Raw genomic sequence first — 26,935 nt, 5'->3', positions numbered from 1 at the left:
CCTCCCCTCACTGCGCGGAGAACTCGACCTTCCAGCTGCCATCCCGCAGCGCGAAGATGCTGGAATCGGCGGCCAAGCACAGCACCGGTGCCTCGACACCCACTCGCATGGGTTTGCAGTTGAAAGGCGCCTCGCCGGTCATGTCCCAGTCGTTCTTCTGCGACGAATAGGCATAGAGCTCCCAGACCCCACCCCAGGTATTGACGTTCCAGCGAGTCGCCCAGCCTGAGGCAGCGGTATCCATCTGCACATCGTAGATGACATAGGGCGGCCGGCCGATCTGCTGCCAGCTCTCGCCACGATCCGTCGAGTAATAGACCTTCGAGAAGGCTCCCTGGCTCCAGAGCGCCGCGAGCACCCCCGTGGAAGGGTTGACCCGTAGTGAGGACGTCCGCTCCCTGGGCGCGATGGACTTCCAACGCCCGGTGGCCAGATCGAGTCGCTGCGGCGTGTTGCCCGCCAACAGATAGTAGTCGCTGCCCGCCAGTTGTCCCTGCGCGCCCAGCCAGCCCCACATGTCTTTTCCCTCCAACGGCAACTCACGGGAGAGCGTCAGGTCACCCAGGTCATCGCGCTGCGCGACGTACACGCGAAGGCGCACTGCCTTGGCCGGTGGCTGCAGTCGCGGCGCCAGCGGGATGCGCCCTGGTACAAAAGCATCGGCATTTTCTGCGGTGGTCACGACCCAGCGGCCGCCCGCGTGATCGATGTCCACAACCGAGCGCATGCTGCCCAGCGCCGCGAGCTCGGCCCAGGTGGCGCCGCCATCGCGGCTTTCGCGGATGTAGCCGTCATCGCTCCCGCTAACCAGGCGTCCGTCGTGCGCCTCCACCGCCATGATCTTGCGCACGGTGTCCATGCCGACGTTGCTCCACTGGCCGTCCCGCGTGCGCTTGCGCAGCTGCCCGAAGTCGGCAGGGAAATACATGGTGCCGTCGGCGAGAATGGCTGGCTCGTCCTGTACCGGTACGGTGACTGTTCGGATCAGGCGGAGAAACGCATCAGGATCCTTGGCCGATGTCAGCGCTTCAATCGTGGACGTCTTGTTGACCTTGCGATCATAGGCCATCAGCAGATTGACGATGGGGCCCAGCCCGGTATCCGGATTACCCGCCTCCATGGCCGGCGACAGCGACAAGGTGGCAGGGCGGAGCGGTACGGGGTCGGTCAGCAGCGACGCGAACGGTTGCGCCGCTGCGGCAACCCTTCCCGGATGCTCGTCATGGGTGAGAGGGACGACCACGGTCTTGTAACCACCCACGTTCACGGCAACGTAGTCGCCCAGATCCGTGACCCGGCCAGGCTTGACCTCGAAGGTCGGGCCGTCCTTCCACGGCAGAAAGCCCCATCCCGTAATACGATAGTTGCCCGCCGGCAACCACATGCCCAGCGCCTGCATGCTGGCAACGGCCGGAACGGCGGCCGCCATGTCGATACGGATCTCGCGCTTGCTGCCCACCGGGCTGACAACGAGTACATCGCGCCCGCCCTTGGAGAACGACGCATAGGCATAGCCATGGGTCGCCACCAGTTTGGCCGGTTCCTGTGGTGCACTCACTGCGATACCCGGCACTGCGAACAGCAGAACCGCCGTCAACAACGTGCTGCGCATACGATCTCTCCCTGAAGTCCGGTCACACCGACCGGCAGGCTCAAACGACACTGGAATGAGCGACATCCTTGAAGGCACGACGCTCCCCAGCGACGTGCCCACGGGAGATGGTAGCGGGTTCGTCTGACTGCGTGAAGATCGCGCATCGAGGCGCGACGGTTCAGCCCGAGCCACCCCGCGTTGACGTGACCGCCCGTAAAGTGCGTGGACCATCATCTGGAGGCCCCGCATGTCCCCCTGTGACCGCCTGCCCGGCCTGCTGATCGCCTCATTGCTGTTCGCCACCACGGCTGCGGCCGAGGCCACTGTGCCTGCGCCGCCTGACCAGCAGTGGCAGCCCCTGTTCCAGCAGGTGCAGCGCGCCCACCTGTTCAAGGACCAGAAGACGTTCGCCGATGCGGTGCCGAAACTGGATGCCGACGCACTGCTGGCCGAATGGGGCCAGGCCCAGGCGCAGCCCGCCTACACCCTGCCCGCCTTCGTGGCCACGCACTTCACCGTTCCCACGGAGTCAGCCGCCTACGTGCCACCTGCCGGGGAAACCCTGCGCGCGCATATCGAGGGGCTGTGGCCGGTGCTGACCCGGACCACCGACACCGTGGACCCGCGTGGTTCGCTGCTGCCGCTGCCCAAGCCGTATGTGGTGCCCGGCGGGCGCTTCCGCGAGGTGTACTACTGGGACAGCTACTTCACCCTGCTTGGCCTGGCCTCCAGTGGCCGCTGGCAGCAGGTGCGCGACATGGTGGACAACTTTGCCTGGCAGCTGGACCAGTACGGGCATATTCCCAATGGCAACCGCAGCTATTACCTGAGCCGGTCGCAGCCGCCGTTCTTCAGTTTGATGGTGGATCTGCTGGCTACGCATGAGGGGGATGACGCGTATCGCCGGTATCTGCCGCAGCTGCGCACCGAGCATGCGTTCTGGATGCGTGGGGCGGAGGGTTTGGCGCCCGGTGCGGCCAGTGAGCGGGTGGTGCGGATGAATGATGGGAGCCTGCTCAACCGGTACTGGGATGCGCGGGCAGTGCCGCGTACCGAGTCGTGGACGGATGATCTGGCTACGGCGGCCACGGTGCCGGATCGCGCGCCTTCGCAGGTGTATCGCGATCTGCGGGCCGGGGCGGAATCGGGGTGGGATTTCAGTTCGCGGTGGCTGGTGCATTCGGCGGAGCTGGGGAGCATCCATACCACCGAGATTGTGCCGGTGGATCTGAACAGTCTGCTGTTCCACCTGGAAACCACGATCACGCGCGCCAGCCGTGCGGCGGGTGAGCGTTCTGTGGCGCGCGCTTTCGAACGCCTGGCCGAGCAGCGCAAGCAGGCGATCAACGCGCTGCTGTGGGATGAACGGCAAGGCTGGTATGCCGATCGTGATCTGGAGCGCGGCACGCCCCGCCCTGCCCTGACGGCAGCGGCGTTGTTCCCGTTGTGGCTGCAGGTGGCTAGCCCAGCGCAGGCAAAGCGGACCGCAAAGGCGGTGGAGGTGCAGCTGGTGCGTGCGGGCGGGTTGTTGACCACCACCGAGAACACCGGGCAGCAGTGGGATGCGCCGAACGGGTGGGCGCCGTTGCAGTGGGTGGCCGTGGATGGGTTGCAGCGATACCGGCAGGATGCGTTGGCGCAGCAGATTGGCGTGCGGTTCCTGCGAACGGTGCAGACGGTGTATGACCGTGAGGGGAAGCTGGTGGAGAAGTATGTGGTGGATGGGTCGGCTGGGGGTGGTGGTGGCGGTGAGTACCCGTTGCAGGATGGGTTTGGGTGGAGCAACGGGGTGGCGTTGGCGTTGTTGGATCGGTTGTGTGATGAAGGGAAGCGGTGTGAGTCGGCGGGCGATGTCGGGGAGTGATCACGCGAAGAGCGCATCTCCGGCCGGGGTCATGCGTTACAGCAGTGATTGGCGAAGTCGGCAGTCGTTTGGGAACCGACCCTACCAGAGCCGTGCCGTGCCGTGCCGTGCCGGCAGCACAGGTAAAGCCGCCACCACGGCCGCGTCATGCAGGCAGTAATGCCAGTCGTCCAACCCCGGTCATGCCAACAGGTGCGTGCGAGCCGTTATGGGACCGAGCGGGCTATGCAGTATTGCGCTGCGTAGTAGGTGCTTAGTACGCACAGGGTTGCGGCTGGGAGGCCGCCGCCGAAGCGGTCCCAAGCCAGTACGGAGTCGCTGATGACGAACAGCACTGCGCCGATTGCGGCCCAGCGGATGCTTGTGGGTGCCGATGGTGTTGCCGCGTTCTTTGTCCATGCGCGCGCCAGGGCGAGTGTGGCCATCAGCGCGAGCACTACCACGTAAACCACTACCGGGATGCGCAGGTCGTTGGGGAGCAACGGCCATAGGCCGGCCAGGTTGATGCCGGCGAATACGGCCAGCAATGCGGCTGCAAACAGCATGCCCCGCCCTGCCCTGAAGCCTTCGCGGAAGGCGACGATGTAGCAGACGTGCGCGAGCAGGAAGGCGATCAGGCCCGGCACGAAGGCGTCGAACGGCAGCATCAGGGCGATGTCGCCGATGCAGGAAAACGCCATGCCGAGCAGGATCGCGCGGCGGTAGCCAGGCGGTGCGGCATCGGCGCGCCAGACAATGGAGGCGATGAGCAGCGTGGCCAGCGGTTTGGCGATCCAGTGCAGCCAGCGGCCGTCGCCGTCGAGCGACGCGCCGACGATAGCGGCAGTTGCCGCCAGCATAATCGGCACGTCGCGGCGCAGGTTCATCGCGCTTTCCAGAGCTCGGCCAGGCGGTCGGGCTTGCCGGCGATGCGCTGCAGCGAGGGGTACTGCAGGCCGCCGTGGTAATCGAGCTTGACGGTGTCGATGCGGTCGAAGTTGCGCACCAGCAGGGTGAGCGGTGCCTTGTCGGTCTTGGCGGCAGCCACGGCGTCCTTCAGGTCCTCGCCCTTGAACACGCGGCCGTTTAGCGCGAGCACACTCATGCCCGGGGCCAGGCCGGCGTTGAAGGCGGGGCTGTCCCACAGCACGTCGGTGATGGCGCCGCCGTCGGTGACGGCCACGCCCAGCGAGTACAGCAGGTTGGTGTTCTTGGCGCGGGTTTCCTGCGCCTTGTAGGCATCGTTCGGGGTGTCGGTGTAGACCAGCTTCCAACCGGCGGCTTCCAGCCCGCCGGTGAGCGGGCCGTGGCCGTCCAGGCGCTCGCGCAGGAAGCTGGCCCAGTCGTAGGGGGCGATGCCGTTCAAGGTGCTGACCACTTCATCGAAGGTGTACGGATTCACGTTCCAGTCGCCGTCGTGCATGCCGAAGAAGGCCTTGGCGAAATCATCAATGCTGCGCTTGTTGCCGGTCAAGGCGCGCAACTTGCCTTCGACGTCCAGCCACACCATCTGCCCGCCGGAGTAGTAGTCCTCGCTCATCTGGTAATTGCGGAACGCCAGGGCGCGGCGCTGGGCGATGGTGGGGTCGTTGGTGGTGTCCTGCAGGTTGCGCCAGGCCAAGCCGGGGCGGCCGCGGTCATAGGTCGCCGCTACGTTCGCCAGCATGTCGCGGGTCTGGTCGGTGCTCCACAGGCCCGAACGTGCGGCCAGCACGTGGCCCCAGAACTGGGTCTGCCCTTCGTACAGCCACAGCAGGCTGTCGCCCATGGGCACGTTGAAGTTGGCGGTGGTCAGGTCGGCGCCACGGCGGTACTTGCCGTTCCAGGAGTGGTTGAATTCGTGCGGCAGCAGGTCGCGGCCGAGCCAGGTCTTGTCCCACTCGGTGAAGTAGCCGGTATCGCCGCTGTTCTCGCTGGAGCGCTGGTGCTCCAGGCCGATGCCGCCGAGCTTGCTGGTGAGCGCGAGCAGGAATTCGTAGCGGTCGAAGTGGCGTGCGCCGTAGAGCTTGTAAATCTGCTGCACGAGTGCCCGGTGCGCCTGCAGCTGTTCGGGCTTGGCCACCAGCGATTTGGCGTCGTCGGCGAACACGTTGAGGTGCACGGGCACCTTGGCGCCGGGGTCGAGGTCGAACTGCTGGTAGTGGCGCCCGGCGAACAGCGGCGAGTCCACCAGGTGGTCGTAGCTGATCGGCTTGAACACCACGGTGTCGCCATCGCGGCGCTCGGTGTCCAGCGCGGTGGCGTAGGCCCAGCCCGGCGGCAGGGTGACGCTGGCCTGGGCCTGGATGTTGCGGGTGATCACGCCGGCCGGGTACAGCGAGTTGGCGTTCCACTGCAGGTTGAGCATTTCCGGGGTCATCACCACGCGGCCCTGCCCTGCGCCCTGCGAGGAGAGGAAGTTGAAGTTGGCCACGACTTCACTGGCGCCCTGCGGCACGTCCACGGTGAAGGCGTACACGTTGTACGGGTCGCGCTTCCACGCCAGCGGTTTGCCGTTGGCGGTGACCATCAGGCCGGCGAGCTTGTCGATGGGGCCGCTGGGGGAATGCGCGCCGGGCAGCCATTGCGGGTACAGCAGGGTCAGCGGGCCCGGTTGCGCCGGCACGGTGGCCTTGACCTTGAAGATGCGGCGGCCGATGTCGCGTGCGTCCACGTCGATGCGCAGCGTGCCCGGGAAGGCGACGTCCTGCGGCGGGGGTGTCTGCGCGTGCACGTCGGTGGTGGTGGCGGCGAGAAGCACGGAGAGGACGGCGGCACGCAGTTTCATGAAGACGGTTCCGGCATACGAAAGGATCGATGCTAGACCTGCGGGGAGGTGCAGCCCCATGGCCAAAGGTCATGTCTTCGGTGCGAAAGAGCGTACCGACCAACGGTCGGTATCTACCGGGCGATTTCCGCCACGAACGGCAAAGGCACGCACCGTTCGGTAGGTGACGACCGTTGGTCGTCACGCCAGGAACGGTAGGTGACGACCGTTGGTCGTCACGCCAGGAAAGGTAGGTGACGACCGTTGGTCGTCACACCGATCAGGAAATGAGGCGCAGCCTCAATTCCTTCGGCAACGCAAACACCATCGATTCGGGTTCGCCTTCAAGCTCGCCGACGCCGGTGGCACCCAGCTCCTTCAGCCGCTCGATCACGCCATCCACCAGCACCTGCGGTGCGGAGGCACCCGCGGTGAGGCCGATGTGCTTCTTGCCCAGCACCCAGGCCGGGTCGATCTCGTCGGCGCCGTCAATCAGGTAGCTTTCCACGCCATCGCGGCGCGCCAGTTCGCTGAGGCGGTTGGAGTTGGAGCTGTTCGGCGAGCCCACCACCAGCACCAGGTCGCAGCGCTTGGCCAGGTCGCGCACGGCGTCCTGGCGGTTCTGGGTGGCGTAGCAGATGTCGTCGTTCTTCGGGCCCTGCATCGCCGGGAAGCGGGTGCGCAGGGCTTCGATGATGCCGCGGGTGTCGTCCACCGACAGCGTGGTCTGGGTGGTGTAGGCGAAGTTTTCCGGCTGCTTGAGTTCCAGCGTGGCCACCTGCTCCACATCTTCCACCAGGTAGATGGTGCCGCTGCCGGCTTCCTGCTTCCACTGGCCCATGGTGCCTTCCACTTCCGGGTGCCCGGCGTGGCCGATCAGCACCACGTCGCGGCCGGCGCGGCAGTGGCGCGCCACTTCGAAGTGGACCTTGGTCACCAACGGGCAGGTGGCGTCGAACACCTTCAGGCCACGACGGTCCGCTTCCTGGCGCACGGCCTGGGAAACGCCGTGGGCGCTGAAGATCACCGTGTTGCCGTCGGGTACTTCGTCGAGTTCTTCGACGAAGATCGCGCCACGCTGCTTGAGGTCGTCCACCACGAAGCGGTTGTGCACCACTTCATGGCGCACGTAGATGGGCGCGCCCAGCGTTTCGATCGCGCGCTTGACGATCTCGATCGCACGATCGACACCGGCACAGAATCCACGCGGGTTGGCGAGCAGCACATCCATCAGACAGGTCTCCCGGCAGCGGCCGGCGGTGGGTTACGGGTTGGCATTATCCGCCTTTTTGGCGGCCTTGCCGTCGAACAGGCCGAACACCGCGATGCCGATGGCACCGACCACGATGGCGGCGTCGGCGATGTTGAACGAGGGCCAGTAGTGCTCACCCACGTACCACTGGATGAAATCGACCACGTGGCCGTGCACCTGGCGGTCGATGACGTTGCCGATGGCCCCGCCGATCACCAGCGCGTACGGCACGGCGCTGCGCCAGTGCGCACGCGGGGTGCGCGACAGCCAGAACGCCATCAGGCCGCTGATGCCCACCGCCAGCGCGGTGAAGAACCAGAGCTGCCAGCCACCGGCGTCGCTCAGGAAACTGAACGCTGCGCCGGTGTTGTAGGTGCGGTACCAGTTCCAGAAGCCGTCGATGACGGCCACCGGCTGGTACTCGGGCAGGCTGGAGAGGACCCAGGCCTTGCTCCACTGGTCGAGGATGATGATGGCGGCCGACAGCACCAGCCACACCAGCGCGCTCGGGCGCGGACGCGGGGCGGCCATCAGAACCACTTCCGGTCTTCGCCGGCACCGTCGACGTTGCTTGCGCAACGACCGCACAGTTCCGGATGGGCGGCCACGCTGCCGATGTCGGCACGGTAGTGCCAGCAGCGCACGCACTTCTGCTTGGTGGTCGGCTGGGCGCTGACGAACACCTCGTCGGTGGTCGCCGGGCGCACACTGACATCGCCACTGATGAACAGGAAGCGCAGTTCCTCGGCCAGCGGCTGCCAGCGCGCGGCGGTCTCCTCGCTGGCGGCGACGGTGATTTCCGCTTCGAGCGCGGCACCGATGGCACCGTTGGCGCGCATCGGCTCGAGCACCTTGGCCACCTGCTCGCGCAGGGCCAGCAACTGGTCGAAATCGGCAGCGTTGATCGCGGCATCGGCCGGCAGCGGCACCAAGCCTTCGTACCACGTGGCAAACAGCACGTTTTCCTTGCGCTCGCCCGGCAGGTAACCCCACAGCTCATCGGCGGTGAAGGTCAGGATCGGCGCGATCCAGCGGGTGAACGCTTCGGCGATGTGGTACATCGCGCTCTGCGCCGAACGGCGGCCGCGCGAGTCGGTCGGCATGGTGTACAGCCGGTCCTTGGTGACGTCCAGGTACAGCGAGCCGAGGTCCACGCTGCAGAAGTTGAGCAGCAGCTGCACGATTTCGGCCATGTTGTAGCCGGTGTACGCCGCCTTGATCTTCTCCTGCACCTCCCAGGCGCGGTGCACGATCCAGCGGTCCAGCGCGACCATGTCGGCGGGAGCGACCAGGTGCTGGGCGGGATCGAAGCCGTCCAGGTTGCCGAGCAGGAAGCGCGCGGTGTTGCGCAGGCGCCGGTAGGCGTCCGCGTTGCGCTTGAGGATTTCCTGCGACAGCGACATTTCGTTGCTGTAATCGGCCGAGGCGATCCACAGGCGCAGGATGTCCGCGCCCAGGGTCTTCATGATGTCCTGCGGTTCGATGCCGTTGCCCAGGGACTTGGACATCTTGCGGCCCTTCTCATCCACGGTGAAACCATGGGTGAGGCACTGCTTGTAGGGCGCGTGCTTGTCGATGGCCACGCCGGTGAGCAGCGAGGACTGGAACCAGCCGCGGTGCTGGTCGGAACCTTCCAGGTACAGGTCGGCCGGCTTGCCGAAGCCACGCTCCAGCAGCACGCCTTCATGGGTGACGCCCGAGTCGAACCAGACATCGAGGATGTCGGTGACCTTCTCGTACTGCGCCGCTTCATCGCCCAGCAGTTCGGCGGCGTCCAGCGCGTACCAGACGTCGATGCCGCCGGCCTGCACGCGGTCGGCCACCTGCTGCATCAACTCGACGGTGCGCGGGTGCGGCTCGCCGGTTTCGCGGTGGGTGAACAGTGCGATCGGCACGCCCCAGGTGCGCTGGCGGCTGATGCACCAGTCCGGACGGCCATCGACCATGCTGCCGATGCGCGCCTTGCCCCAGCTCGGGAACCAGCCGACGTTGTCGATGGCGGCCATCGCATCGCTGCGCAGGTTGGCCTTGTCCATCGAGATGAACCACTGCGGGGTGGCGCGGAACACCACCGGCGTCTTGTGGCGCCAGCAGTGCGGGTAGCTGTGCACGATTTCCACGAACGACAGCAGCGCGCCGGAGTCGCGCAGCACGTCGACGATCAGCGGCTGCGCCTTCCACAGGTGCACGCCTGCGAGCACCACCTCGCCGGCCGGCGGGGTGGACGGCAGGTACACGCCACGGCCATCCACCGGGTTGATCTGGGCGGCGGTGTAGTTGTCCATCAGCCCGTACTGCTGGCTGACCACGAAATCTTCCTGGCCGTGGCCGGGGGCGGTGTGCACCGCGCCGGTACCGTCTTCATCGGACACGTGCGCGCCGTTGAGCAGCGGGATATCGCGCTGCGGGTAGAACGGGTGGGCCAGCAGCAGGTTTTCCAGCGCGGCACCAGCGGCATGGCCGTGCGCGACGACGTCTTCCACGCCATAGCGGCGCAGGGCGCGCTCGGCCAGGCTCGCGGCGATCACCAGCCAGCGGCGCTTGCCGGCATGGGCCGGGCCTTCGACCAGGGCGTACTGGATATCCGCGCCCAGCGACACCGCCAGCGAGGCCGGCAGCGTCCACGGGGTGGTGGTCCAGATCGGCACGGCGACCTCGACATCGGCCGGCAGGCTCACGCCGAAGCGCGCAGCCAGCTGCGCCGAATCGCGCGCTACGTAGGCCACGTCGATGGCCGGCGAGGTCTTGTCCTGGTACTCGATTTCCGCTTCGGCCAGGGCCGAGCCACAATCGAAGCACCAGTGCACCGGCTTGGCGCCGCGCACGATGTGGCCGTTGGCGAAGATCTTGGACAGCGCGCGGATTTCATTGGCTTCGAAATCGAAGCTCAAGGTCTTGTACGGGTTGTCCCAATCGCCGATCACGCCCAGGCGCTTGAAGTCGCGGCGCTGCAGGTCGATCTGCTCTTCGGCGTACTCGCGGCACTTCTGGCGGAACTCGACGGCATCGAGCTTGACGCCGACCTTGCCCCACTTCTTTTCGACCGCGATTTCGATCGGCAGGCCGTGGCAATCCCAACCGGGCACGTAGGGCGCATCGAAGCCGGCCAGGTAGCGCGACTTGACGATGATGTCCTTGAGGATCTTGTTGACCGCATGGCCCAGGTGGATCTGGCCATTGGCGTACGGCGGGCCGTCGTGCAGCACGAACAGCGGGCGACCCTGCGCGTTTTCGCGCAGGCGGGCGTACAGGCCCTCGTCTTCCCAGCGCGACAGAATGCCCGGCTCGCGCTTGGGCAGGTCGCCGCGCATCGGGAATTCGGTGGCCGGCAGATGAAGGGTGGCTTTGTAGTCCTGGCTCACGCAGTGGCTCGCAATCTGTGTTCGGAAAGGATGTGACGGGCCTGATCGGCGTCACGGTGCATCTGGTCGGTCAATGCCGCCAGATCATGGAACTTTTCTTCGTCGCGCAGCTTGGCGACGAACTCAACCTGGATATGCCGACCGTACAGGTCGCCCTGGAAATCAAACAGGTGCGCTTCCAGCAGCGGCTCCACCCCGTCCACGGTCGGCCGGGTGCCGAAGCTGGATACCGACGGCCACGGCTGGTCGAACACGCCGTGCACCCAGGTGGCATAGATCCCCGCCAGCGCCGGCGTTTTCGGGAAGCGCAGGTTGGCGGTGGGGAAGCCGAGGGTGCGGCCGAGCTGGCGCCCGCGCACTACCCTGCCCCCGATCGCATACGGGCGCCCGAGCAGATCAGCCGCATGGGCGAAATCGCCCTCGCGCAGCAGCTGGCGGATGCGGGTGGCGGAAATGCGCTCGCCGTGGAAATCCACCGGGTCGATCTCGCCGGCGCTGAAGCCGCGTTCGGCGCCCATGGCCTGCAGCAGGGCCAGGTCACCGCGGCGGCGGTTGCCGAAGCAGAACTCCGGCCCGATCCACACTTCGCGCGCGCCCAGCCGGTTGACCAGCAGCTGTTCGACGAAGGCTTCGGCGGGCATGGCGGCCATGGCCGCATCGAAACGCAGCAGGCCGATGGCATCCACGCCGAAATCGCGCAGGATGGTGACCTTGTCGCGGGCCAGGGTCAGCCGCGGCGGCGGCTCGCCCTGGGCGAAGTATTCGCGCGGCAGCGGTTCGAACGCGACCGCCACGGCGGGAACGCCCAGCGCGCGGGCACGCGCGGCCGCATGCCGCACCAGCGCACGATGGCCAAGGTGCAGGCCGTCGAATGCGCCGATGCAGACCACGCTTCCGTACGGGAACAAAGGCCCGCCTTCGATGCTTCTGAACAACCTGGTCATCTACTGGGAATCCGGCCCGTCAGGACCGATGCGTTGCAAGGGATAGCCATGAAGTATAGCCGGGGTGCCCATGGATCAATGCTCGCGCAGGTGACGGGGGCGGAAGCCCATGGCGACCAGGGCCAGCAGGTAGGTCAGGCCACCCCCGCCGACCAGCAGCGCGAGGTTGCCGATCCGGTGCCATTTGTCCATGTCGGTGAAGTCGGTCATCAGCTGCAGCAGGCCCAGCAGTACCGCCACCATCGCCGCGCAGGCCAGGCCCAGGCGGGTCACGTAGCCGCCCCAGCCGGCCTTGGGCTGGTACACGTCGGTCTTGCCCAGCCAGTACCAGAGCAGGCCGAGATTCAGGTAACTGGACAGCGCGCTGGCAATGCCCAGCGCCAGGTGCAGGCCCGGCTGCTTGCCCAGTGCGACCCACACGCCCTGCGCCTTCAGCGCCTCGGGCACCATCACGTGGTACAGCACGGCCAGCAGGATGAAGTTGAAGACCATGTTGGCCACCAGCGCGACCAGGCCGGCGCGCACCGGGGTACGGGTGTCCTGGCGGGCGTAGAACGCCGGCAGCACCACCTTGAGCAGGGCGAAGGCCGGCAGGGCGAAGCTCAGGCCGTACACCGACAGCGCGGTCATGCGGGTATCGAAGGCGGTGAACTGGCCATGCTGGAAGATCGTGGCGATCAGCGGCTCGGCGCACAGCATCAGGCCGAGCATGGCCGGCACGGCGATCAGCAGCGTGGTGCGCAGGCCCCAGTCCAGCGCGCTGGAGAAGCCGGCCTTGTCGGTACTGACATGGTGGCGGGCCAGCGCCGGCAGGATCACCGTACCCAGCGCCACCCCGAACACGCCCAGCGGCAGCTCCAGGAAGCGGTCGGCCAGCGACAGCCAGGACTGCGAGCCGTCGGTCAGCTTGGCCGCGATCACGGTATCCAGCAGCAGGTTGATCTGGGCCACCGAGGAGCCGAACAGGGTCGGCACCATCAGGGTCAGCACCTTGCGCACGCCGGGGTGGCTCCAGCCCCAGCGCGGCAGGGTGAGCAGGTTGATGCCTTTCAGCGAGGGCAGCTGGAACAGCAGCTGCAGCACGCCGGCGGCCAGCACCGCCCAGCCCAGCGCCAGGATCTGCTTTTCGGGGGTGCCGCCCAGCCGCGGCGCCAGCCACAGCGCGCCGGCGATCATGCACAGGTTGAGGATCACCGGGGTCAGCGCCGGCATGGCGAAGCGCTGGAAGCTGTTCAGCGCGCCACCGGCCAAGGCGGTAAGCGAGACGAACAGCAGGAACGGGAAGGTCAGCCGGAACAGATCCACCAGCAGGCCGTGCTTGGCCGGGTCGGTCTCCACGCCGCTTGAGAACAGGGTGGCCAGCTGCGGCGCGAAGATCAGCGCCAGCGCGGTGACCAGCAGCAGCACCGCGCCCAAGGTGCCGGCCACGCGCGACATCAGCTCGCGCAGCTCCTCATGTGAACGGGTTTCCTTCACTTCCGTGAACACCGGCACGAAGGCGGTGGCGAACGAGCCCTCCGCGAACAGGCGGCGCAGGAAGTTGGGCACCCGGAAGGCCACCCAGAAGGCGTCGGTCACCGCATTGGTGCCGAACGTGGTGGTGACGGCCAGGTCGCGGACCAGACCCAGCACCCGTGAAATCATGGTCATGCTGCTGAAAGACAGCAGGCCCCGCAACATCCTTGGTGAACTCACCCGTGTTTCCTCTTGACAATTGACTTGACGTACATTTTTCGAGCCATCATACTTTCCAGCTTGCTGTTCCCATTACACCGATTTTTCAGGAAACCACCACTGTGGCCAATATCAAGTCCGCCAAGAAGCGCGCCAAGCAGACCGTCGTGCGCAACGCGCGCAATACGGCTCAGCGTTCGATGCTGCGCACCGCTGTCAAGAAGGTGATCAAGGCGCTCGACGCCAACGATGCCGCCGGCGCCGAGGCAGCCTTTGCCGTCGCCCAGCCGATCCTCGACCGTTTCAGCTCGCGTGGTCTGATCCACAAGAACAAGGCCGCTCGCCACAAGAGCCGCCTGACCGCGCGCATCAAGGCCCTCAAGGCCGCCTGATACGGCGCAACGCCGCGCCTGGCGCGGCGTGCGGTACAAAAACCCGGCCCTGGCCGGGTTTTTTGCGTGGTTGGCGGCCCCACAGAAAAACCCGGCCGAAGCCGGGTTTTCCGAGGAAGCAACGTCAGCGTCAGAGCGCGTTGCGCGCATCCGCTTCGTCTTCCTTCTGGCGGTCGAAGAAGGCCATGATGTTGGTCATGATCGGCCAGGTGCCTTCACGGCCCAGCGCCGAGACCAGGTACCACGGCTGGGTCCAGCCCAGCTCGGCGATGATCTTCTCGGCCGCCGCCTTGGCCTCGTCCTCGAACATCAGGTCGGCCTTGTTCAGCACCAGCCAGCGCGGCTTTTCCAGCAGCTCCGGGTCATGCTTGGCCAGCTCGCGCTCGATCGCACGGACCTGCTCGATCGGCGAGATTTCCACGCCGCCTTCCATGGGGGAGATATCCACCAGATGCAGCAGCAGGCGGGTGCGCTGCAGGTGGCGCAGGAACTGGGCGCCCAGGCCGGCACCATCGGCGGCACCTTCGATCAGGCCGGGAATGTCGGCAATCACGAAGCTGCGGTAGTTCTCCACGCGCACCACGCCCAGGTTGGGGTAGAGGGTGGTGAACGGGTAATCGGCCACCTTGGGGGTGGCAGCGGACACAGCCCGGATCAGGGTGCTCTTGCCGGCATTGGGGAAGCCCAGCAGGCCGACGTCGGCCAGCAGCTTCAGCTCCAGCTTGAGCAGGCGCTCCTCGCCCTCCTCGCCCGGCAGCGACTGGCGCGGCGAACGGTTGGTGGAGCTCTTGAAGTGCATGTTGCCCAGGCCGCCCTTGCCGCCCTTGGCCACCAGCAGGATGTCGTCGTGCTGGGTCAGGTCACCGATCACTTCGTCGGTGGCCACGTTCATCACCACGGTGCCGACCGGCACGGTGATGACCAGGTCTTCGCCGCCCTTGCCATAGGCCTGGCGGCCCATGCCGTTCTCGCCGCGCTGCGCCTTGAAGATGCGCTCGTGGCGGAAATCGACCAGGGTATTGAGGTTTTCGTCGGCGCGGATGTACACGCTGCCGCCATTGCCGCCGTCGCCGCCGTCCGGGCCGCCCAGCGGAATGAACTTCTCGCGACGGAAACCGACGCAGCCGTTGCCGCCATTGCCGGCGGTAACCTGGATTTCTGCTTCGTCTACAAGTTTCATGATTCTGGATGCCAACTGGAGGCGGTGGGCAACGGGTGCGCCCGACCGCAGAGTCTAACGTGAAAAACAAAAACCCCGCCGAAGCGGGGCTTTCGTCAGCGGCCCCACGCCGGGGCGGGGGCGCCTGCGTGCCGCGAAGCTCAGGCTTCGGCGACGACGCTGACGGTACGACGCTTCTTCGGGCCCTTCACCGAGAACTCCACCTTGCCGTCGACGAGCGCGAACAGGGTGTGGTCACGGCCGAGGCCGACGCCGGTACCCGGGTGGAACTGGGTGCCGCGCTGACGCACGATGATGTTGCCGGCATCGATGGCCTGGCCACCGAAGATCTTGACGCCGAGGTACTTCGGGTTGGAGTCGCGACCGTTGCGCGATGAGCCTACGCCCTTCTTATGTGCCATGACTGCTTCTCCTTATTACTTCTTGCCACCGGCGATGCCGGTGATCTCGATTTCGGTGTAGTACTGACGGTGACCCTGGCGCTTCATGTGGTGCTTGCGGCGACGGAACTTGATGATCCGGACCTTGTCGGCACGACCCTGCGACACGACCTTGGCGGTGACCGAAGCGCCGCTCAGAGCGTCGCCCAGCTTGATGCCATCGCTGTCACCCAGCATCAGGATTTCTTCGAACTTGATCTCGTTGCCGACTTCGACTTCGAGCTTTTCAACGCGGAGCGTTTCGCCCTGCGCCACGCGGTATTGCTTACCGCCGGTTACCAGTACTGCGTACATGACCAGACTTCCTCTGTAGTTATTGTGGTCTATGGACTGCCGCCATCGAGGGCGGACAGAAGCGGGATTTTAATGACTCACCCCAGCCCGGGTCAACCCACCCCCTGCTTTGAGCCGTCCTCCCCTGAACCCCGTTCAGGTTCAGGGCCCGCCGGTCTCAATAGATGAGACAAGGGGCTGGCAATGTCGCTGATTGCCCCCAAATCCCAAGCTCGGTAGGCTGACCGATTGCCGTCTCCGCTTGCCCCACTTTCAACGGATCCCCCATGGCGATGGATTTCATCCGCATCCGCGGCGCGCGGACGCACAACCTCAAGAACATCGATCTCGACCTGCCCCGCGACAAGTTGATCGTCATTACCGGCCTGTCCGGCTCGGGCAAGTCCTCGCTGGCGTTCGACACGATCTACGCCGAAGGCCAGCGCCGCTACGTGGAGTCGCTGTCGGCCTATGCCCGCCAGTTCCTGAGCGTGATGGAAAAGCCGGACCTGGACCATATCGAAGGCCTGTCGCCGGCGATCTCCATCGAGCAGAAGTCGACCTCGCACAACCCGCGTTCGACCGTGGGCACCATCACCGAGATCTACGACTACCTGCGCCTGCTGTACGCCCGCGTGGGCAGCCCGCGCTGCCCCGACCACGGCTACCCGCTGGAAGCGCAGACCGTGAGCCAGATGGTGGACCACGTGCTGACCCTGGACCCGGAACAGCGCTACATGCTGCTGGCCCCGGTCATCCGCGAGCGCAAGGGCGAGCATGCCCAGGTGTTCGACCAGCTGCGCGCGCAGGGCTTCGTGCGCGTGCGGGTGGACGGTGCGCTGCATGAAATCGATGCGGTGCCGCCGCTGGCACTGCGCCAGAAGCACACCATCGAAGCGGTGATCGACCGCTTCCGCCCGCGCGAGGACATCAAGCAGCGCCTGGCCGAAAGCTTTGAAACCGCGCTGAAGCTGGGCGACGGCATGGTCTCGGTGCAGTCGCTGGACGTGGAGGACGCCCCGGCCCACCTGTTCTCGTCCAAGTACAGCTGCCCGGTCTGCGATTACTCGCTGCCGGAGCTGGAACCGCGCCTGTTCTCGTTCAATTCGCCGGTGGGCGCCTGCCCGGGCTGCGATGGCCTGGGCATGGCCGAATTCTTCGATCCCTCGCGCGTGGTGGTGCACCCGGAACTGTCGCTGTCGGCCGGTGCCGTGCGCGGCTGGGACCGCCGCAATGCGTACTACTTCCAGCTGATCGCCTCGCTGGCCAAGCACTACAAGTTCGACACCGACGCGCCGTGGCAGAGCCTGTCCGAGCCGGTGCGCAAGGCGGTGCTGTACGGCAGCGGCGATGAAACCATCACCTTCACCTACTTCACCGAAGCCGGTGGCCGCACCCAGCGCAAGCACCGCTTCGAGGGCATCATTCCGAACCTGGAACGCCGCTACAAGGAAACCGAATCGGCGGCGGTGCGCGAAGAGCTGGCCAAGTACATCAGCGAACGCAACTGCCCCGAATGCCAGGGCCAGCGCCTGAACCGCGCCGCGCGCAACGTGTTCGTGGCCGACCGCGCGCTGCCGGAACTGGTGGTGCTGCCGATCGATGAGGCGCTGAAGTTCTTCAGCGGCATGACCCTGCCCGGCTGGCGCGGCGAGATCGCAGGCAAGATCGTCAAGGAGATCGGCGAGCGCCTGGGCTTCCTGGTCGACGTGGGCCTGGATTACCTCACCCTGGAACGCAAGGCCGACACCCTGTCCGGTGGTGAAGCCCAGCGCATCCGCCTGGCCAGCCAGATCGGCGCCGGCCTGGTCGGGGTGATGTACGTGCTCGACGAGCCGTCCATCGGCCTGCACCAGCGCGACAACGAGCGCCTGCTGGGCACCCTCACCCGCCTGCGCGACCTGGGCAATACGGTGATCGTGGTCGAGCATGACGAAGATGCGATCCGCCTGGCCGACTACGTGCTGGACATCGGTCCGGGCGCCGGCGTGCACGGCGGCGAAATCGTCGGCCAGGGCACCCTGCAGGACATCCTGGACGCGCCGCGTTCGCTCACCGGCCAGTACCTGTCGGGCAAGCGCGCGATCGAGATTCCCGCGCGCCGGCACAAGCCGAACCCGAAGATGACGCTGCACCTGCGCGGTGCCAGCGGCAACAACCTCAAGGGCGTGGACCTGGACATTCCGTCGGGCCTGCTGACCTGCATCACCGGGGTGTCCGGTTCGGGCAAGTCGACCCTGATCAACGACACCCTGTTCTCGCTGGCCGCCAACGAGATCAACGGCTCCTCGCACCCGATCGCGCCGTACAAGGACGTGGAAGGCCTGGACCTGTTCGACAAGGTGGTGGACATCGACCAGTCGCCGATCGGCCGCACCCCGCGTTCGAACCCGGCCACCTACACCGGCCTGTTCACCCCGCTGCGCGAGCTGTATGCGCAGGTGCCCGAAGCACGTGCGCGCGGCTATTCGCCGGGCCGTTTCAGCTTCAACGTGCGCGGCGGCCGCTGCGAAGCGTGCCAGGGCGATGGCCTGATCAAGGTGGAAATGCACTTCCTGCCGGACGTGTACGTGCCCTGCGATGTGTGCCACGGCAAGCGCTACAACCGCGAAACGCTGGAGATCCTGTACAAGGGCTACAACATCAACGACGTGCTGCAGATGACCGTCGAAGATGCGCTGAAGCTGTTCGAACCGGTGCCGAGCATCGCGCGCAAGCTTGAAACGCTGGTGGACGTGGGCCTGAGCTACATCAAGCTGGGCCAGAGCGCGACCACGCTGTCCGGTGGTGAAGCGCAGCGCGTGAAGCTGTCCAAGGAGCTGTCGCGCCGCGATACCGGGCGCACGCTGTACATCCTGGACGAGCCGACCACCGGCCTGCACTTCCACGACATCGAAGCGCTGCTGGGCGTGCTGCACAAGCTGCGCGACGAAGGCAACACCGTGGTGGTGATCGAGCACAACCTGGACGTGATCAAGACCGCGGACTGGATCGTCGACCTGGGCCCGGAAGGCGGCCACCGCGGCGGCACCATCCTGGTCACCGGCACGCCCGAGGACGTGGCCGCGCACCCGGCGTCGTACACCGGCCAGTTCCTGGCCAAGATGCTGCCCTCGGTCAGCGCGCGCCCGGAACGTCCGGCCGCGGTGGCCAACAAGCCCGACGCCCGCCCGCCGCGCAAGGCCAAGCCGGAAAAGCCGGCCAAGGTGGCCAAGAAGGCGGTGGCCGCCAAGCGCGCCACCACCCCCAGCAAGACCAGCCCTGCCAAGACCACGAAGGCGAAGAAGAAGTAATGAGCGACGAACACAAGATCCTGGCCCGCGTACCGATCAGCGTGCGCTGGCGCGACATGGACAGCATGGGCCACGTCAACAACGCCAAGTACATCTCCTACCTGGAAGAGGCGCGCGTACGCTGGATGCTGGGCGTGGAAGGGGTTGCCATGACCGACCGGATCGCGCCGGTGGTTGCGGCGACCAACGTCAACTACCGCCTGCCGATCGTGTGGCCCAACGACATCGTGGTGGAGCTGTTCGTCGAGCGCCTGGGCAACAGCAGCGTGACCATCGGCCACCGCATCGTGGACCAGAAGAACGACAGCACGTTGTATTCGGACGGCAACGTGGTGGTGGTGTGGATGGACACCCAGACGGGCAAGAGCGCCCCGCTGCCGGACGCGCTGCGCGCGGCCTGCAGTTGAGCATGTGCCGACCAACGGTCGGCACCTACCAGGGCGTACCGACCAACGGTCGGCACCTACCGAGGCGTACTGAGCATGTGCCGACCAACGGTCGGCACCTACCGAGGCGTACTGAGCATGTGCCGACCAACGGTCGGCACCTACCAATGCGTACCGACCAACGGTCGGTACCTACCCCTCCCGGGTAGCGCCCGACCGTTGGTCGGGCGGCGGCGCAACGCGCCGGGCGCCATGATCAATGCGTGCGCACAACCAGCGTTGCGTCGACCTTGCCCCCGTCTTCCAGGCTGAGTCGCAACGGCAACGCCTTGCCAACGCCCAACGCCACTTCCGGCTGCATCAACATCAGGTGCAGGCCACCCGGCTTGAGCACCACGCTCGCACCCGGCGCAATCGGCAACCGCTCCACCGCGCGCATCCGGCTCACGCCGTCGACCAGCGTGGTTTCATGCAGCGAGACGTCCCCGAAGGCCTTGCTGCCGGCGGCCACCACGGTCACCGGCGTCCTGCAGCCGTTATGGATCTCGCCGTAACCGGCCGCCATCGTTACCCCCGGCGGCGGCAACCGCACCCAGCCCTCGCGCACCGTCACACACGACGGCTCCGCCGCTGTGGCCGATGCTGCAGCCGCACACATCGCCAACAATACGCACACGAATGGTTTGGTTATCATCGCCTCAGTTCCCTGCCCGCAACGAGATCGCAGCATGACGACGCTTATCGAGGTGATCAACCATGGCCCCATCCGCGAGCTGCGGCTGGCCCGCCCGCCGGTCAATGCGCTGGACACCGAGCTGTGCCGTCAGCTGATCCACGACATCAACCAGGCCATGGCCGATGACGTGCACGGCATCGTGCTGTCGGGCAGCGAGCGCATCTTCAGCGCCGGCATGGACGTGCCGCACCTGCTCAGCCACGGCGAGGACCGGCACAAGCTGCTGGACAGCTGGCAGGCGTTCTTCGGCGCGGTGCGCACCCTCGCCGAGAGCCGCGTGCCGGTGGTGGCCGCGCTGACCGGCCACGCCCCAGCCGGCGGCTGCGTGCTGGCGCTGTGCTGCGATTACCGGATCCTGGCGCGCAGCCCGGACCCGGCCCAGCCCACGGTGATCGGCCTGAACGAGGTGCAGGTGGGGCTGGTGGCGCCGGAAGGCATCCAGCGCCTGATGCGCCGGGTGGTCGGCCACCACCGCGCCTCGCAGCTGCTGATCGGCGGTGAAATGGTGCCGGCCGAACGCGCACTGGAGATCGGGCTGGTGGATGAGCTGGCCGCCCCGGCCGACGTGGTGCCGCGCGCGGTGGCCTGGCTGGGTCGCCTGCTGAAGCTGCCGCGCCAGCCGATGCTGCTCACCCGCGCCATTGCCCGCGAAGACCTGCACGAAGCACTGCATGCCGACCTGATCCGGCTGGACCGGTTCGTCGAGGCCTGGTATGCCCCGGATGCGCAGCAGGCGTTGCAGACGCTGGTGGCACGGCTGGGAAAAGCGTAAGCCAAGGCCACCCGACCAACGGTCGGGTGCTACCGGCGATGGGGCGGTGTCCCCGGTAGCGCCGGACCGTTGGTCGGGCGGCGGCGCACGGCGCCGACAGTTGGCGACTGGCCACCACCGGTATAATTCCCGTCCGTCCCAACGCCAGGCCGCCGCCTTGTCCCAGCCGCAAGAACCCGTCGTTTCCGAGCTGATCGACCTGCTCACGCTCGAGCGCCTGGAAGACAACCTGTTCCGGGGCCAGAGCCGCGACATCGGCACCAAATACGTGTTCGGCGGCCAGGTGCTGGGCCAGGCCCTCTCGGCGGCCCAGGCCACGGTCGAGAACGGCCGGCATGTGCATTCGCTGCACGCCTATTTCCTGCGCGCCGGCAACATCGACCACCCGATCGTGTACGACGTGGACCGCACCCGGGATGGCGGCAGCTTCTCCGTGCGCCGGGTCACCGCGATCCAGCACGGCAAGGTGATCTTCTTCTGCGCCGCCTCGTTCCAGCAGGCCGAAAGCGGGGCCGAGCACCAGCACAAGATGCCCGAAGTGCCGCAGCCGGAAGACATCGAACCGAACCGGCCGCTGCCGCCGGAAGTGCTGGAACGGCTGCCGATCAAGGTGCAGCGCTGGCTCTCGCGCGGCGGCCCGTTCGAGTTCCGCCACGTGTACCCGCGCGATGAGCTGCACCCGCCCAAGCGCCCGCCCTACCACCAGGTGTGGCTGCGCCTGAATGAAACGGTGGGCGATGCGCCCGAGCTGCACCAGGCGCTGCTGGCCTATGCGTCGGACTTCCACCTGCTCGGCACCGCAACCTTCCCGCACGGCATCAGCTATTACCAGCCGCACGTGCAGATGGCCTCGCTGGACCATGCGATCTGGTTCCACCGCCCGTTCCGCGCCGACGACTGGCTGCTGTATTCGCTGGACAGCCCCAGCGCGCAGGATTCGCGCGGGCTGGCCCGTGGCCAGTTCTTCACCCGCAACGGCATACTGGTTGCCAGCACCGCGCAGGAAGGCCTGATCCGCGTGGTGGATGACAGTGCAGCGGCCGCCGCCGTACCGGCCAAGGAATAATTCGATATGCGTCAGATCTTCACCAGCCAGCGCGTGGAAACCGTGGAAGGCGTGGCCAAGCTGCTGCACGATGCCGGCATCGAGGTGCGCATCACCAACGGGCGCTCGTACCACAGCAAGCGCGGCAGCCAGTTCAGTTACCTGGACACCAGCAAGGCCACCACCCACCCCACCCTGTGGGTGGTACACGCCAACGACCAGCCGCGCGCGCGCGAAATCCTGCGCGATGCCCGCCTGCTGGAAACCACCCGGCGCGACCACCCCACCGCCGAATTCGCCTTCCGCGACCAGGCCGACGACGTGGCCCCCCGCCGCAACTGGGCCTGGCGCATCCGCATCGGCCTGCTGCTGATCATCGCCGCCGTGGCAATGGTGGTGGTGATGCGCCACCGCAGTGCCCCGACGGCTGCGCCGGTACAGACGCAACAGGCACAACCCCAGGCCCCGGCGGCCGAACCAGCGCCAGCGCAGGAAGAAGAAGAGGTCCGAGTCCGGATCACACCTCCGACCCAACAACCGTGAGCCGACCCGACGTATCCGGATCTCCCTGCGCACGTAAAAATTCGTAGTGCCGACTGTCAGTCGGCAACCGCGCGCCAGCGCGGCCCAAGCGTCCGAAGACCGTAACGCACCACGCCGATGGTGTGGTCGGCGTTTACCGCCTGCCGAAGCCACCTGTCAGGCGCTCATGATGCCGGAACGAAGAGCAGCCGACTGACAGTCGGCTCTACCGCGCCCCTCGCGCGACCCCGCCCCGCCCCCCCCCCGGTCACATTCCCCGCCCCACCCCGTCATGATGTCACCACCCACAGGGACCGACGCCATGACCACGCTGCCGCTGATCGACACGCTGGACCGCGAACTGCCTGCCGCCGCCGGCGGCTGCCAGCAGTCGTACGGGCGCATCGTGCTGGCCTGCCAGAACACCGTGACCGCGATCGCGCTGGCGATCACCCGCGACGTGCAGGCCAGCGAGGACATCGCGCAGGAAGCCTTCATCAAGGGCTGGCAGCAGCTCAACCAGCTGCACAACCACGGCAGCTTCCTGCCCTGGCTGCGCCAGATCACCCGCAACCTGGCCCGCGACTGGCTGCGCGCCAACCGCGGCCGGCCGCTGTCGGGCGAGGCCGCCGAGATCGCCATCAGCATGGCCGCCGACCCGGGCCCCTCCGCGCCGGAATACCTGCAGCGGGTGGAGGAGGAAGTGGCCGCCGAAGAGATCATCTCCGCGTTGCCCGAGGACAGCCGCGAAACGCTGCTGCTGTACTACCGCGAAGGCCAGAGCTCGCAGCAGGTGGCCAACCTGCTGGGGCTGAGCGACGCCGCCGTGCGCAAGCGCCTGTCGCGGGCACGCGCCAGCGTGCGCGAGGAAATGTTGCGGCGCTTCGGTGAGTTCGCGCGTGGCAGCGCGCCCAGCGCGGCCTTCGCGACCGCGGTGGTTTCCATGGTGATGGTGGCCGCACCGGGCACGGCGAGCGCAGCGATCCTGCTGGGCACCAGCGTGGGCGTGGGCAGCAGCAAGCTCGGCCTGGGCGGTGCCAGCCTGTCCGGCGGTGCGGCAATGGGGTCGCTGGGCGCGGCGGCCAGCCAGAGCCACCTGCTTGGCCCGGAGTTCAACTGGACGATCGCCATCGGCGCGATGGCCGGCGGCGTGATCGGCAGCTACCTCGGTGGCCGCTACCTGCTCTGCTACACCCAGACACTGGCCGAGCGCGCGGCGGTGCATCGCTTCGTGCACTACAGCACGTTCACCGCGATGCTGGTCTGCGCCGCGGTGCTGGCGCTGACGGTGCTGGATGCACCGGTGTTTCTGTCGCTGGCCGCGATGGTGCTGGGCACCGCCCTGGTGAACTACCAGATCCTGGTGCCGCTGCAACGGATCATGGCGCCGATGATCGCGCGTGATGCCGCACGCAAGGGACGCACGGGACCCAGCTGGGTGTACCAGTCGATGTACGGACGACCTGCTTTGCTGATCACCAACCTGGTGATCGTCGGCCTGATCCTGACCGTGGCCGGCGAGCGCGGGTTGATCTGACGCATGAAAAAAGCGCCGGTCGGTGACCGGCGCTTTTCTGGTTGCCGGGCAGGGCCCGACGCTACGTTACTTTGCCTTCGGCGGCATCGGCGGCTTGTCGCCGCGGTGTTCGCCGCGCGGGCCACCGAACGGGCCCTTGGCCGCGTCGAATTCGGCCTTGCTCAGCTGGCCGTCCTTGTTGGTATCGGCCGCAGCGAACCACGCATCACGGTGCTGCTTCATGCCCAGCTCGCGGTCGGCCTTGTCCAGGTAGCCGTCCTTGTTGAGGTCCATCTGGTCGAAGCGCGCGGCCAGCTTCGGGTCGGCCTTGGCTTCATCGCGGCTGATCCGGCCGTCCTTGTTCGCGTCCAGCTTTTCCAGGCGCGCATGCCCGCCACCCGGGCCACGGCCGTGGCGCTTGCCCTGCCAGCGCGGCAGTTCCTCGCGGGACAGCTTGCCGTCCTTGTTGGTGTCCAGGCTGTCGAACTTCCCGGCCAGGCGCGGCGCCTTGGCGGCCTCGGTACGGTCGACGAAACCATCGCCATTGGTGTCCAGCGTCGCGCGGGCCGGCTTGGCGGGCGTGGCCGGGGTATCGGCGGCCACCGCCAGGCCGGCAGCGCCGGTGGTCATCAGCAGGGCCAGCAGCAGAAGGGGTTTGCGGTTGCGCATGGGTCACTCCGGTGTTTGGGGGATGTTTCGTGCGGTGCGTTGGCACCCACGGGAGAGAAAACGCGCGGGCGCCCGCCGCGTTGACCGCGCCACCGGCCGTGTTCATTCGCCAGACAGTCGCGCCGCCTGCGACGCCCCGGCGCTATGCTGTGGGCATGGCGATCCACACCGACCGCGACGACGAGCTGCGCCTGTTCCAGACCGGGGACCATCCCTGTGGCTACTGGCCGGAGCGGGCTGCGCGCGACCTGGTGCTGGACCCGCACGACCAGCGGCTGGGCACGCTGTACCCGATGGCGCTGAGCTGGGGCTTCCGCCGTTCCGGCGACCTGGTCTACCGCCCGCACTGCGCCAACTGCCATGCCTGCGTGTCGGTGCGGGTGCCGGTGGCCCGTTTCGCACCCGACCGCAGCCAGCGCCGCTGCCTGGCGCGCAACGACGACCTGGAAGTGCGGATCGTGGCTGCCGAGCAGACCGATGAGCAGTTCGCGCTGTACCACCGCTACCTGACCCATCGCCACGCCCAGGGCGGCATGGACGAACACGGCCCGCACGAGTTCGACCAGTTCCTGATCGGGCAGTGGTCGCAGGGTCGCTTCCTGGAAATCCGCGGACCGGCCGAAGATGGCCACCGGGGCCCGCTGCTGGCGGTGGCGGTCACCGATGTCACCCCGCAGGGGCTGTCGGCGGTGTACACCTTCTTCGACCCGGACCACGCACACCGTGGGCTGGGCACCTTCGCGATCCTGCAGCAGATCGCCTGGGCCCGGCGCGAGCAGCTGCCGCACCTGTACTTGGGCTACTGGATCCGCAACCACCGCAAGATGGACTACAAGCGCCGCTTCCGGCCGCTGGAGGCCTACGACGGCCGCCGCTGGCACGAGTTCGACGAGGCGCTGGACGGCATCTGACCCGCCATTGCAATGCCCGCCCGTGCAGAATAGCGGGATGAAAGCTCATCCCCTGATCCTCGCCCTGGCCCTGCTCTGCGGCGCCTGCGCCCAAAACCCGACCAAGACCGCCGCCATGCCGGAAGCCACCTCCGCGCCGCTGCGGATCGCCACCTACAACACCTCGCTGTACAGCGACGAGACCGGCGGGCTGATCGCCGAACTGGAAGGCGACAGCGCGCACGCGCGCAAGATCGCCGCGGTGCTGCAGCAGGTGCGCCCGGACCTGGTGCTGCTCAACGAATTCGACTACGACGACGCCCACCGCGCCGCCGACCTGTTCCAGCAGCGCTACCTGGAAGTGGCCCAGCCCGGCGGCGGTGAGCCGCTGCACTTCGCCTACCGCTACCTGGCCCCCGTCAACACCGGCGTGCAGAGCGGGCTGGACCTGGACAACAACGGCCAGATCGGCGGCGACGGCCGCAACCGCGGCAACGATGCCTGGGGCTACGGCCTGCACCCGGGCCAGTACGGCATGCTGGTGCTGTCGCGCTACCCGATCGATGAGGCCAAGGTGCGCAGCTTCCAGCTGCTGAAGTGGAGCACGCTGCCCGGCGCGCTGCGCCCGATCGACCCGCGCAGCGGCAAGTCGTTCTACAACGACCACGTGTGGTCGCAGCTGCGGTTGTCGTCCAAGTCGCATTGGGACGTGCCGGTGCGCACTCCCAACGGCGTGGTGCACGCACTGGTCTCGCACCCCACCCCGCCGGTGTTCGACGGCCCGGAAAAGCGCAACGCGGCGCGCAACCACGACGAACTGCGGCTGTGGCAGGAATACCTGGCGGCCGGCGACAAGCCGTGGCTGTGCGATGACCAGGGCACCTGCGGCGGGCTCGCACAGGACGCGCGCTTCGTGATCCTGGGCGACCTCAACAACGACCCGGCCGACGGCGATGGCCGCCATGACGCGATCGTGGAGCTGATCGAAAACGCGCGCGTGCTGCGCTACCCGACGCCGCGCAGCGTGGGTGCCGAGCAGACCAGCCTGGCCTATGCCGAAAAGGGCATTCTGCGAAAAGGTGCGCCGTTCCACGCCACCGGCGATTTCGGGCCGAAATCCGGCACCATGCGCCTGGATTACGTGCTGCCGTCAGTGGGCTTCGAGTACATCGGCAGCGGCGTGTTCTGGCCGGCCAACGAAAGCCCCGAAGCGAAGATCGCCGACGGCAGCGACCACCACCTGGTGTGGGTGGACGTGCGGTAAGAGCGTATCGACCAACGGTCGATACCTACCGGGTTGATGATTGCAATGCGTTAGCGGCCATGCTTGCCGTTCGTTCCGCACAACGCCATCTCTCGGGGGCGGCCCGACGGCCGCCCCAGCACGTAGAAACAAAGACGCCAAC

Annotated in this window: 23 protein-coding genes; 10 read left to right on the top strand and 13 right to left on the bottom strand. The window is 67.0% G+C overall.

From position 1 onward, the window contains the following. Positions 1 to 7: 7 nt before the first annotated feature. Entirely contained in the window at positions 8 to 1,612 is a 1,605-nt protein-coding gene (locus AC06E7_RS10355; protein WP_478064500.1) for a beta propeller repeat protein, read from the bottom strand. A gap of 229 nt (positions 1,613 to 1,841) precedes the next feature. Here AC06E7_RS10355 and treA point away from each other — a divergent pair, with 229 nt between their 5' ends. Beyond that, a complete protein-coding gene (gene treA, locus AC06E7_RS10350; RefSeq protein WP_478064498.1) occupies positions 1,842 to 3,458 on the top strand; it encodes an alpha,alpha-trehalase TreA in 1,617 nt (538 codons plus the stop codon). A gap of 206 nt (positions 3,459 to 3,664) precedes the next feature. On the opposite strand, the gene AC06E7_RS10345 is transcribed toward treA, so the two are convergent. The 7 genes from AC06E7_RS10345 to murJ all read right to left on the bottom strand — a co-directional run bounded on the left by AC06E7_RS10345 (position 3,665) and on the right by murJ (position 13,421). Continuing rightward, positions 3,665 to 4,324, bottom strand: a complete 660-nt coding sequence (locus AC06E7_RS10345) for a lysoplasmalogenase (protein ID WP_478064497.1) — start codon at positions 4,322 to 4,324, stop codon at positions 3,665 to 3,667. Next, positions 4,321 to 6,204: a M61 family metallopeptidase gene (locus AC06E7_RS10340; RefSeq protein WP_478064495.1), complete on the bottom strand. Its 1,884-nt coding sequence runs from the start codon at positions 6,202 to 6,204 to the stop codon at positions 4,321 to 4,323. The genes AC06E7_RS10345 and AC06E7_RS10340 overlap by 4 nt, the downstream gene beginning before the upstream one ends. A 259-nt stretch (positions 6,205 to 6,463) precedes the next feature. Continuing rightward, entirely contained in the window at positions 6,464 to 7,414 is a 951-nt protein-coding gene (ispH, locus tag AC06E7_RS10335; protein WP_478064493.1) for a 4-hydroxy-3-methylbut-2-enyl diphosphate reductase, read from the bottom strand. A 33-nt stretch (positions 7,415 to 7,447) separates the two neighbouring features. Continuing rightward, entirely contained in the window at positions 7,448 to 7,966 is a 519-nt protein-coding gene (lspA, locus tag AC06E7_RS10330) for a signal peptidase II (RefSeq protein ID WP_068850210.1), read from the bottom strand. Further along, on the bottom strand, positions 7,966 to 10,797 hold the full coding sequence (gene ileS / locus AC06E7_RS10325; protein ID WP_306989411.1) for an isoleucine--tRNA ligase: 2,832 nt from the start codon (positions 10,795 to 10,797) through the stop codon (positions 7,966 to 7,968). The genes lspA and ileS overlap by 1 nt, the downstream gene beginning before the upstream one ends. Continuing rightward, positions 10,794 to 11,741 (bottom strand): bifunctional riboflavin kinase/FAD synthetase, encoded by a 948-nt coding sequence (locus AC06E7_RS10320; RefSeq protein ID WP_478064490.1) that lies wholly within the window; start codon positions 11,739 to 11,741, stop codon positions 10,794 to 10,796. Before AC06E7_RS10320 ends, ileS begins: the two co-directional genes overlap by 4 nt. A 75-nt stretch (positions 11,742 to 11,816) precedes the next feature. Further along, positions 11,817 to 13,421: a murein biosynthesis integral membrane protein MurJ gene (gene murJ, locus AC06E7_RS10315; protein ID WP_478064621.1), complete on the bottom strand. Its 1,605-nt coding sequence runs from the start codon at positions 13,419 to 13,421 to the stop codon at positions 11,817 to 11,819. Between the two features lie 116 nt (positions 13,422 to 13,537). Between murJ and rpsT the strand changes: the two genes are divergently transcribed. Beyond that, complete coding sequence (gene rpsT / locus AC06E7_RS10310; RefSeq protein WP_017354922.1) at positions 13,538 to 13,807, top strand: 30S ribosomal protein S20; 270 nt, start codon at positions 13,538 to 13,540, stop codon at positions 13,805 to 13,807. A 130-nt stretch (positions 13,808 to 13,937) separates the two neighbouring features. On the opposite strand, the gene cgtA is transcribed toward rpsT, so the two are convergent. The 3 genes from cgtA to rplU all read right to left on the bottom strand — a co-directional run bounded on the left by cgtA (position 13,938) and on the right by rplU (position 15,721). Beyond that, complete coding sequence (cgtA, locus tag AC06E7_RS10305) at positions 13,938 to 14,987, bottom strand: Obg family GTPase CgtA (protein WP_068850197.1); 1,050 nt, start codon at positions 14,985 to 14,987, stop codon at positions 13,938 to 13,940. Positions 14,988 to 15,127: 140 nt separating this feature from the next. Next, entirely contained in the window at positions 15,128 to 15,388 is a 261-nt protein-coding gene (gene rpmA, locus AC06E7_RS10300) for a 50S ribosomal protein L27 (RefSeq protein ID WP_019184517.1), read from the bottom strand. 15 nt (positions 15,389 to 15,403) lie between these two features. Further along, a complete protein-coding gene (gene rplU, locus AC06E7_RS10295) occupies positions 15,404 to 15,721 on the bottom strand; it encodes a 50S ribosomal protein L21 (RefSeq protein ID WP_068850193.1) in 318 nt (105 codons plus the stop codon). Positions 15,722 to 15,987: 266 nt separating this feature from the next. Here rplU and uvrA point away from each other — a divergent pair, with 266 nt between their 5' ends. Together uvrA and AC06E7_RS10285 are read left to right on the top strand one after the other, a co-directional pair. Continuing rightward, positions 15,988 to 18,993 carry an excinuclease ABC subunit UvrA gene (gene uvrA, locus AC06E7_RS10290; RefSeq protein ID WP_068850190.1) on the top strand — a complete coding sequence of 1,002 codons (3,006 nt, stop codon included), beginning with the start codon at positions 15,988 to 15,990 and terminating at the stop codon, positions 18,991 to 18,993. After that, on the top strand, positions 18,993 to 19,400 hold the full coding sequence (locus AC06E7_RS10285) for an acyl-CoA thioesterase (RefSeq protein ID WP_093533084.1): 408 nt from the start codon (positions 18,993 to 18,995) through the stop codon (positions 19,398 to 19,400). Before uvrA ends, AC06E7_RS10285 begins: the two co-directional genes overlap by 1 nt. Before the next feature lie 235 nt (positions 19,401 to 19,635). Here AC06E7_RS10285 and AC06E7_RS10280 read toward each other — a convergent pair whose 3' ends face one another. Further along, positions 19,636 to 20,073, bottom strand: coding sequence for a copper chaperone PCu(A)C (locus tag AC06E7_RS10280; protein ID WP_478064486.1), 438 nt, complete (start codon positions 20,071 to 20,073; stop codon positions 19,636 to 19,638). Between the two features lie 34 nt (positions 20,074 to 20,107). On the opposite strand from AC06E7_RS10280, the gene AC06E7_RS10275 reads away from it, so the two are divergent. The 4 genes from AC06E7_RS10275 to AC06E7_RS10260 all read left to right on the top strand — a co-directional run bounded on the left by AC06E7_RS10275 (position 20,108) and on the right by AC06E7_RS10260 (position 23,991). After that, on the top strand, positions 20,108 to 20,887 hold the full coding sequence (locus AC06E7_RS10275) for an enoyl-CoA hydratase/isomerase family protein (RefSeq protein WP_068850181.1): 780 nt from the start codon (positions 20,108 to 20,110) through the stop codon (positions 20,885 to 20,887). 157 nt (positions 20,888 to 21,044) lie between these two features. Then, entirely contained in the window at positions 21,045 to 21,953 is a 909-nt protein-coding gene (gene tesB, locus AC06E7_RS10270; RefSeq protein WP_068850178.1) for an acyl-CoA thioesterase II, read from the top strand. Between the two features lie 6 nt (positions 21,954 to 21,959). Then, positions 21,960 to 22,475, top strand: coding sequence for a putative signal transducing protein (locus AC06E7_RS10265; protein WP_478064483.1), 516 nt, complete (start codon positions 21,960 to 21,962; stop codon positions 22,473 to 22,475). A 301-nt stretch (positions 22,476 to 22,776) separates the two neighbouring features. Continuing rightward, on the top strand, positions 22,777 to 23,991 hold the full coding sequence (locus tag AC06E7_RS10260; RefSeq protein ID WP_217536841.1) for an RNA polymerase sigma factor: 1,215 nt from the start codon (positions 22,777 to 22,779) through the stop codon (positions 23,989 to 23,991). 66 nt (positions 23,992 to 24,057) lie between these two features. Here AC06E7_RS10260 and AC06E7_RS10255 read toward each other — a convergent pair whose 3' ends face one another. Continuing rightward, on the bottom strand, positions 24,058 to 24,639 hold the full coding sequence (locus AC06E7_RS10255; RefSeq protein WP_478064481.1) for an EF-hand domain-containing protein: 582 nt from the start codon (positions 24,637 to 24,639) through the stop codon (positions 24,058 to 24,060). Between the two features lie 155 nt (positions 24,640 to 24,794). Between AC06E7_RS10255 and AC06E7_RS10250 the strand changes: the two genes are divergently transcribed. Further along, positions 24,795 to 25,550 carry an arginyltransferase gene (locus AC06E7_RS10250; protein ID WP_068850166.1) on the top strand — a complete coding sequence of 252 codons (756 nt, stop codon included), beginning with the start codon at positions 24,795 to 24,797 and terminating at the stop codon, positions 25,548 to 25,550. Positions 25,551 to 25,587: 37 nt separating this feature from the next. After that, positions 25,588 to 26,793 carry an endonuclease/exonuclease/phosphatase family protein gene (locus AC06E7_RS10245; protein WP_478064479.1) on the top strand — a complete coding sequence of 402 codons (1,206 nt, stop codon included), beginning with the start codon at positions 25,588 to 25,590 and terminating at the stop codon, positions 26,791 to 26,793. Positions 26,794 to 26,935: the final 142 nt, after the last annotated feature.

The sequence above is a fragment of the Stenotrophomonas sp. Steno-Z4 genome, from assembly GCF_056393145.1.
This window is presented reverse-complemented; position numbering and strand designations above follow the sequence as displayed.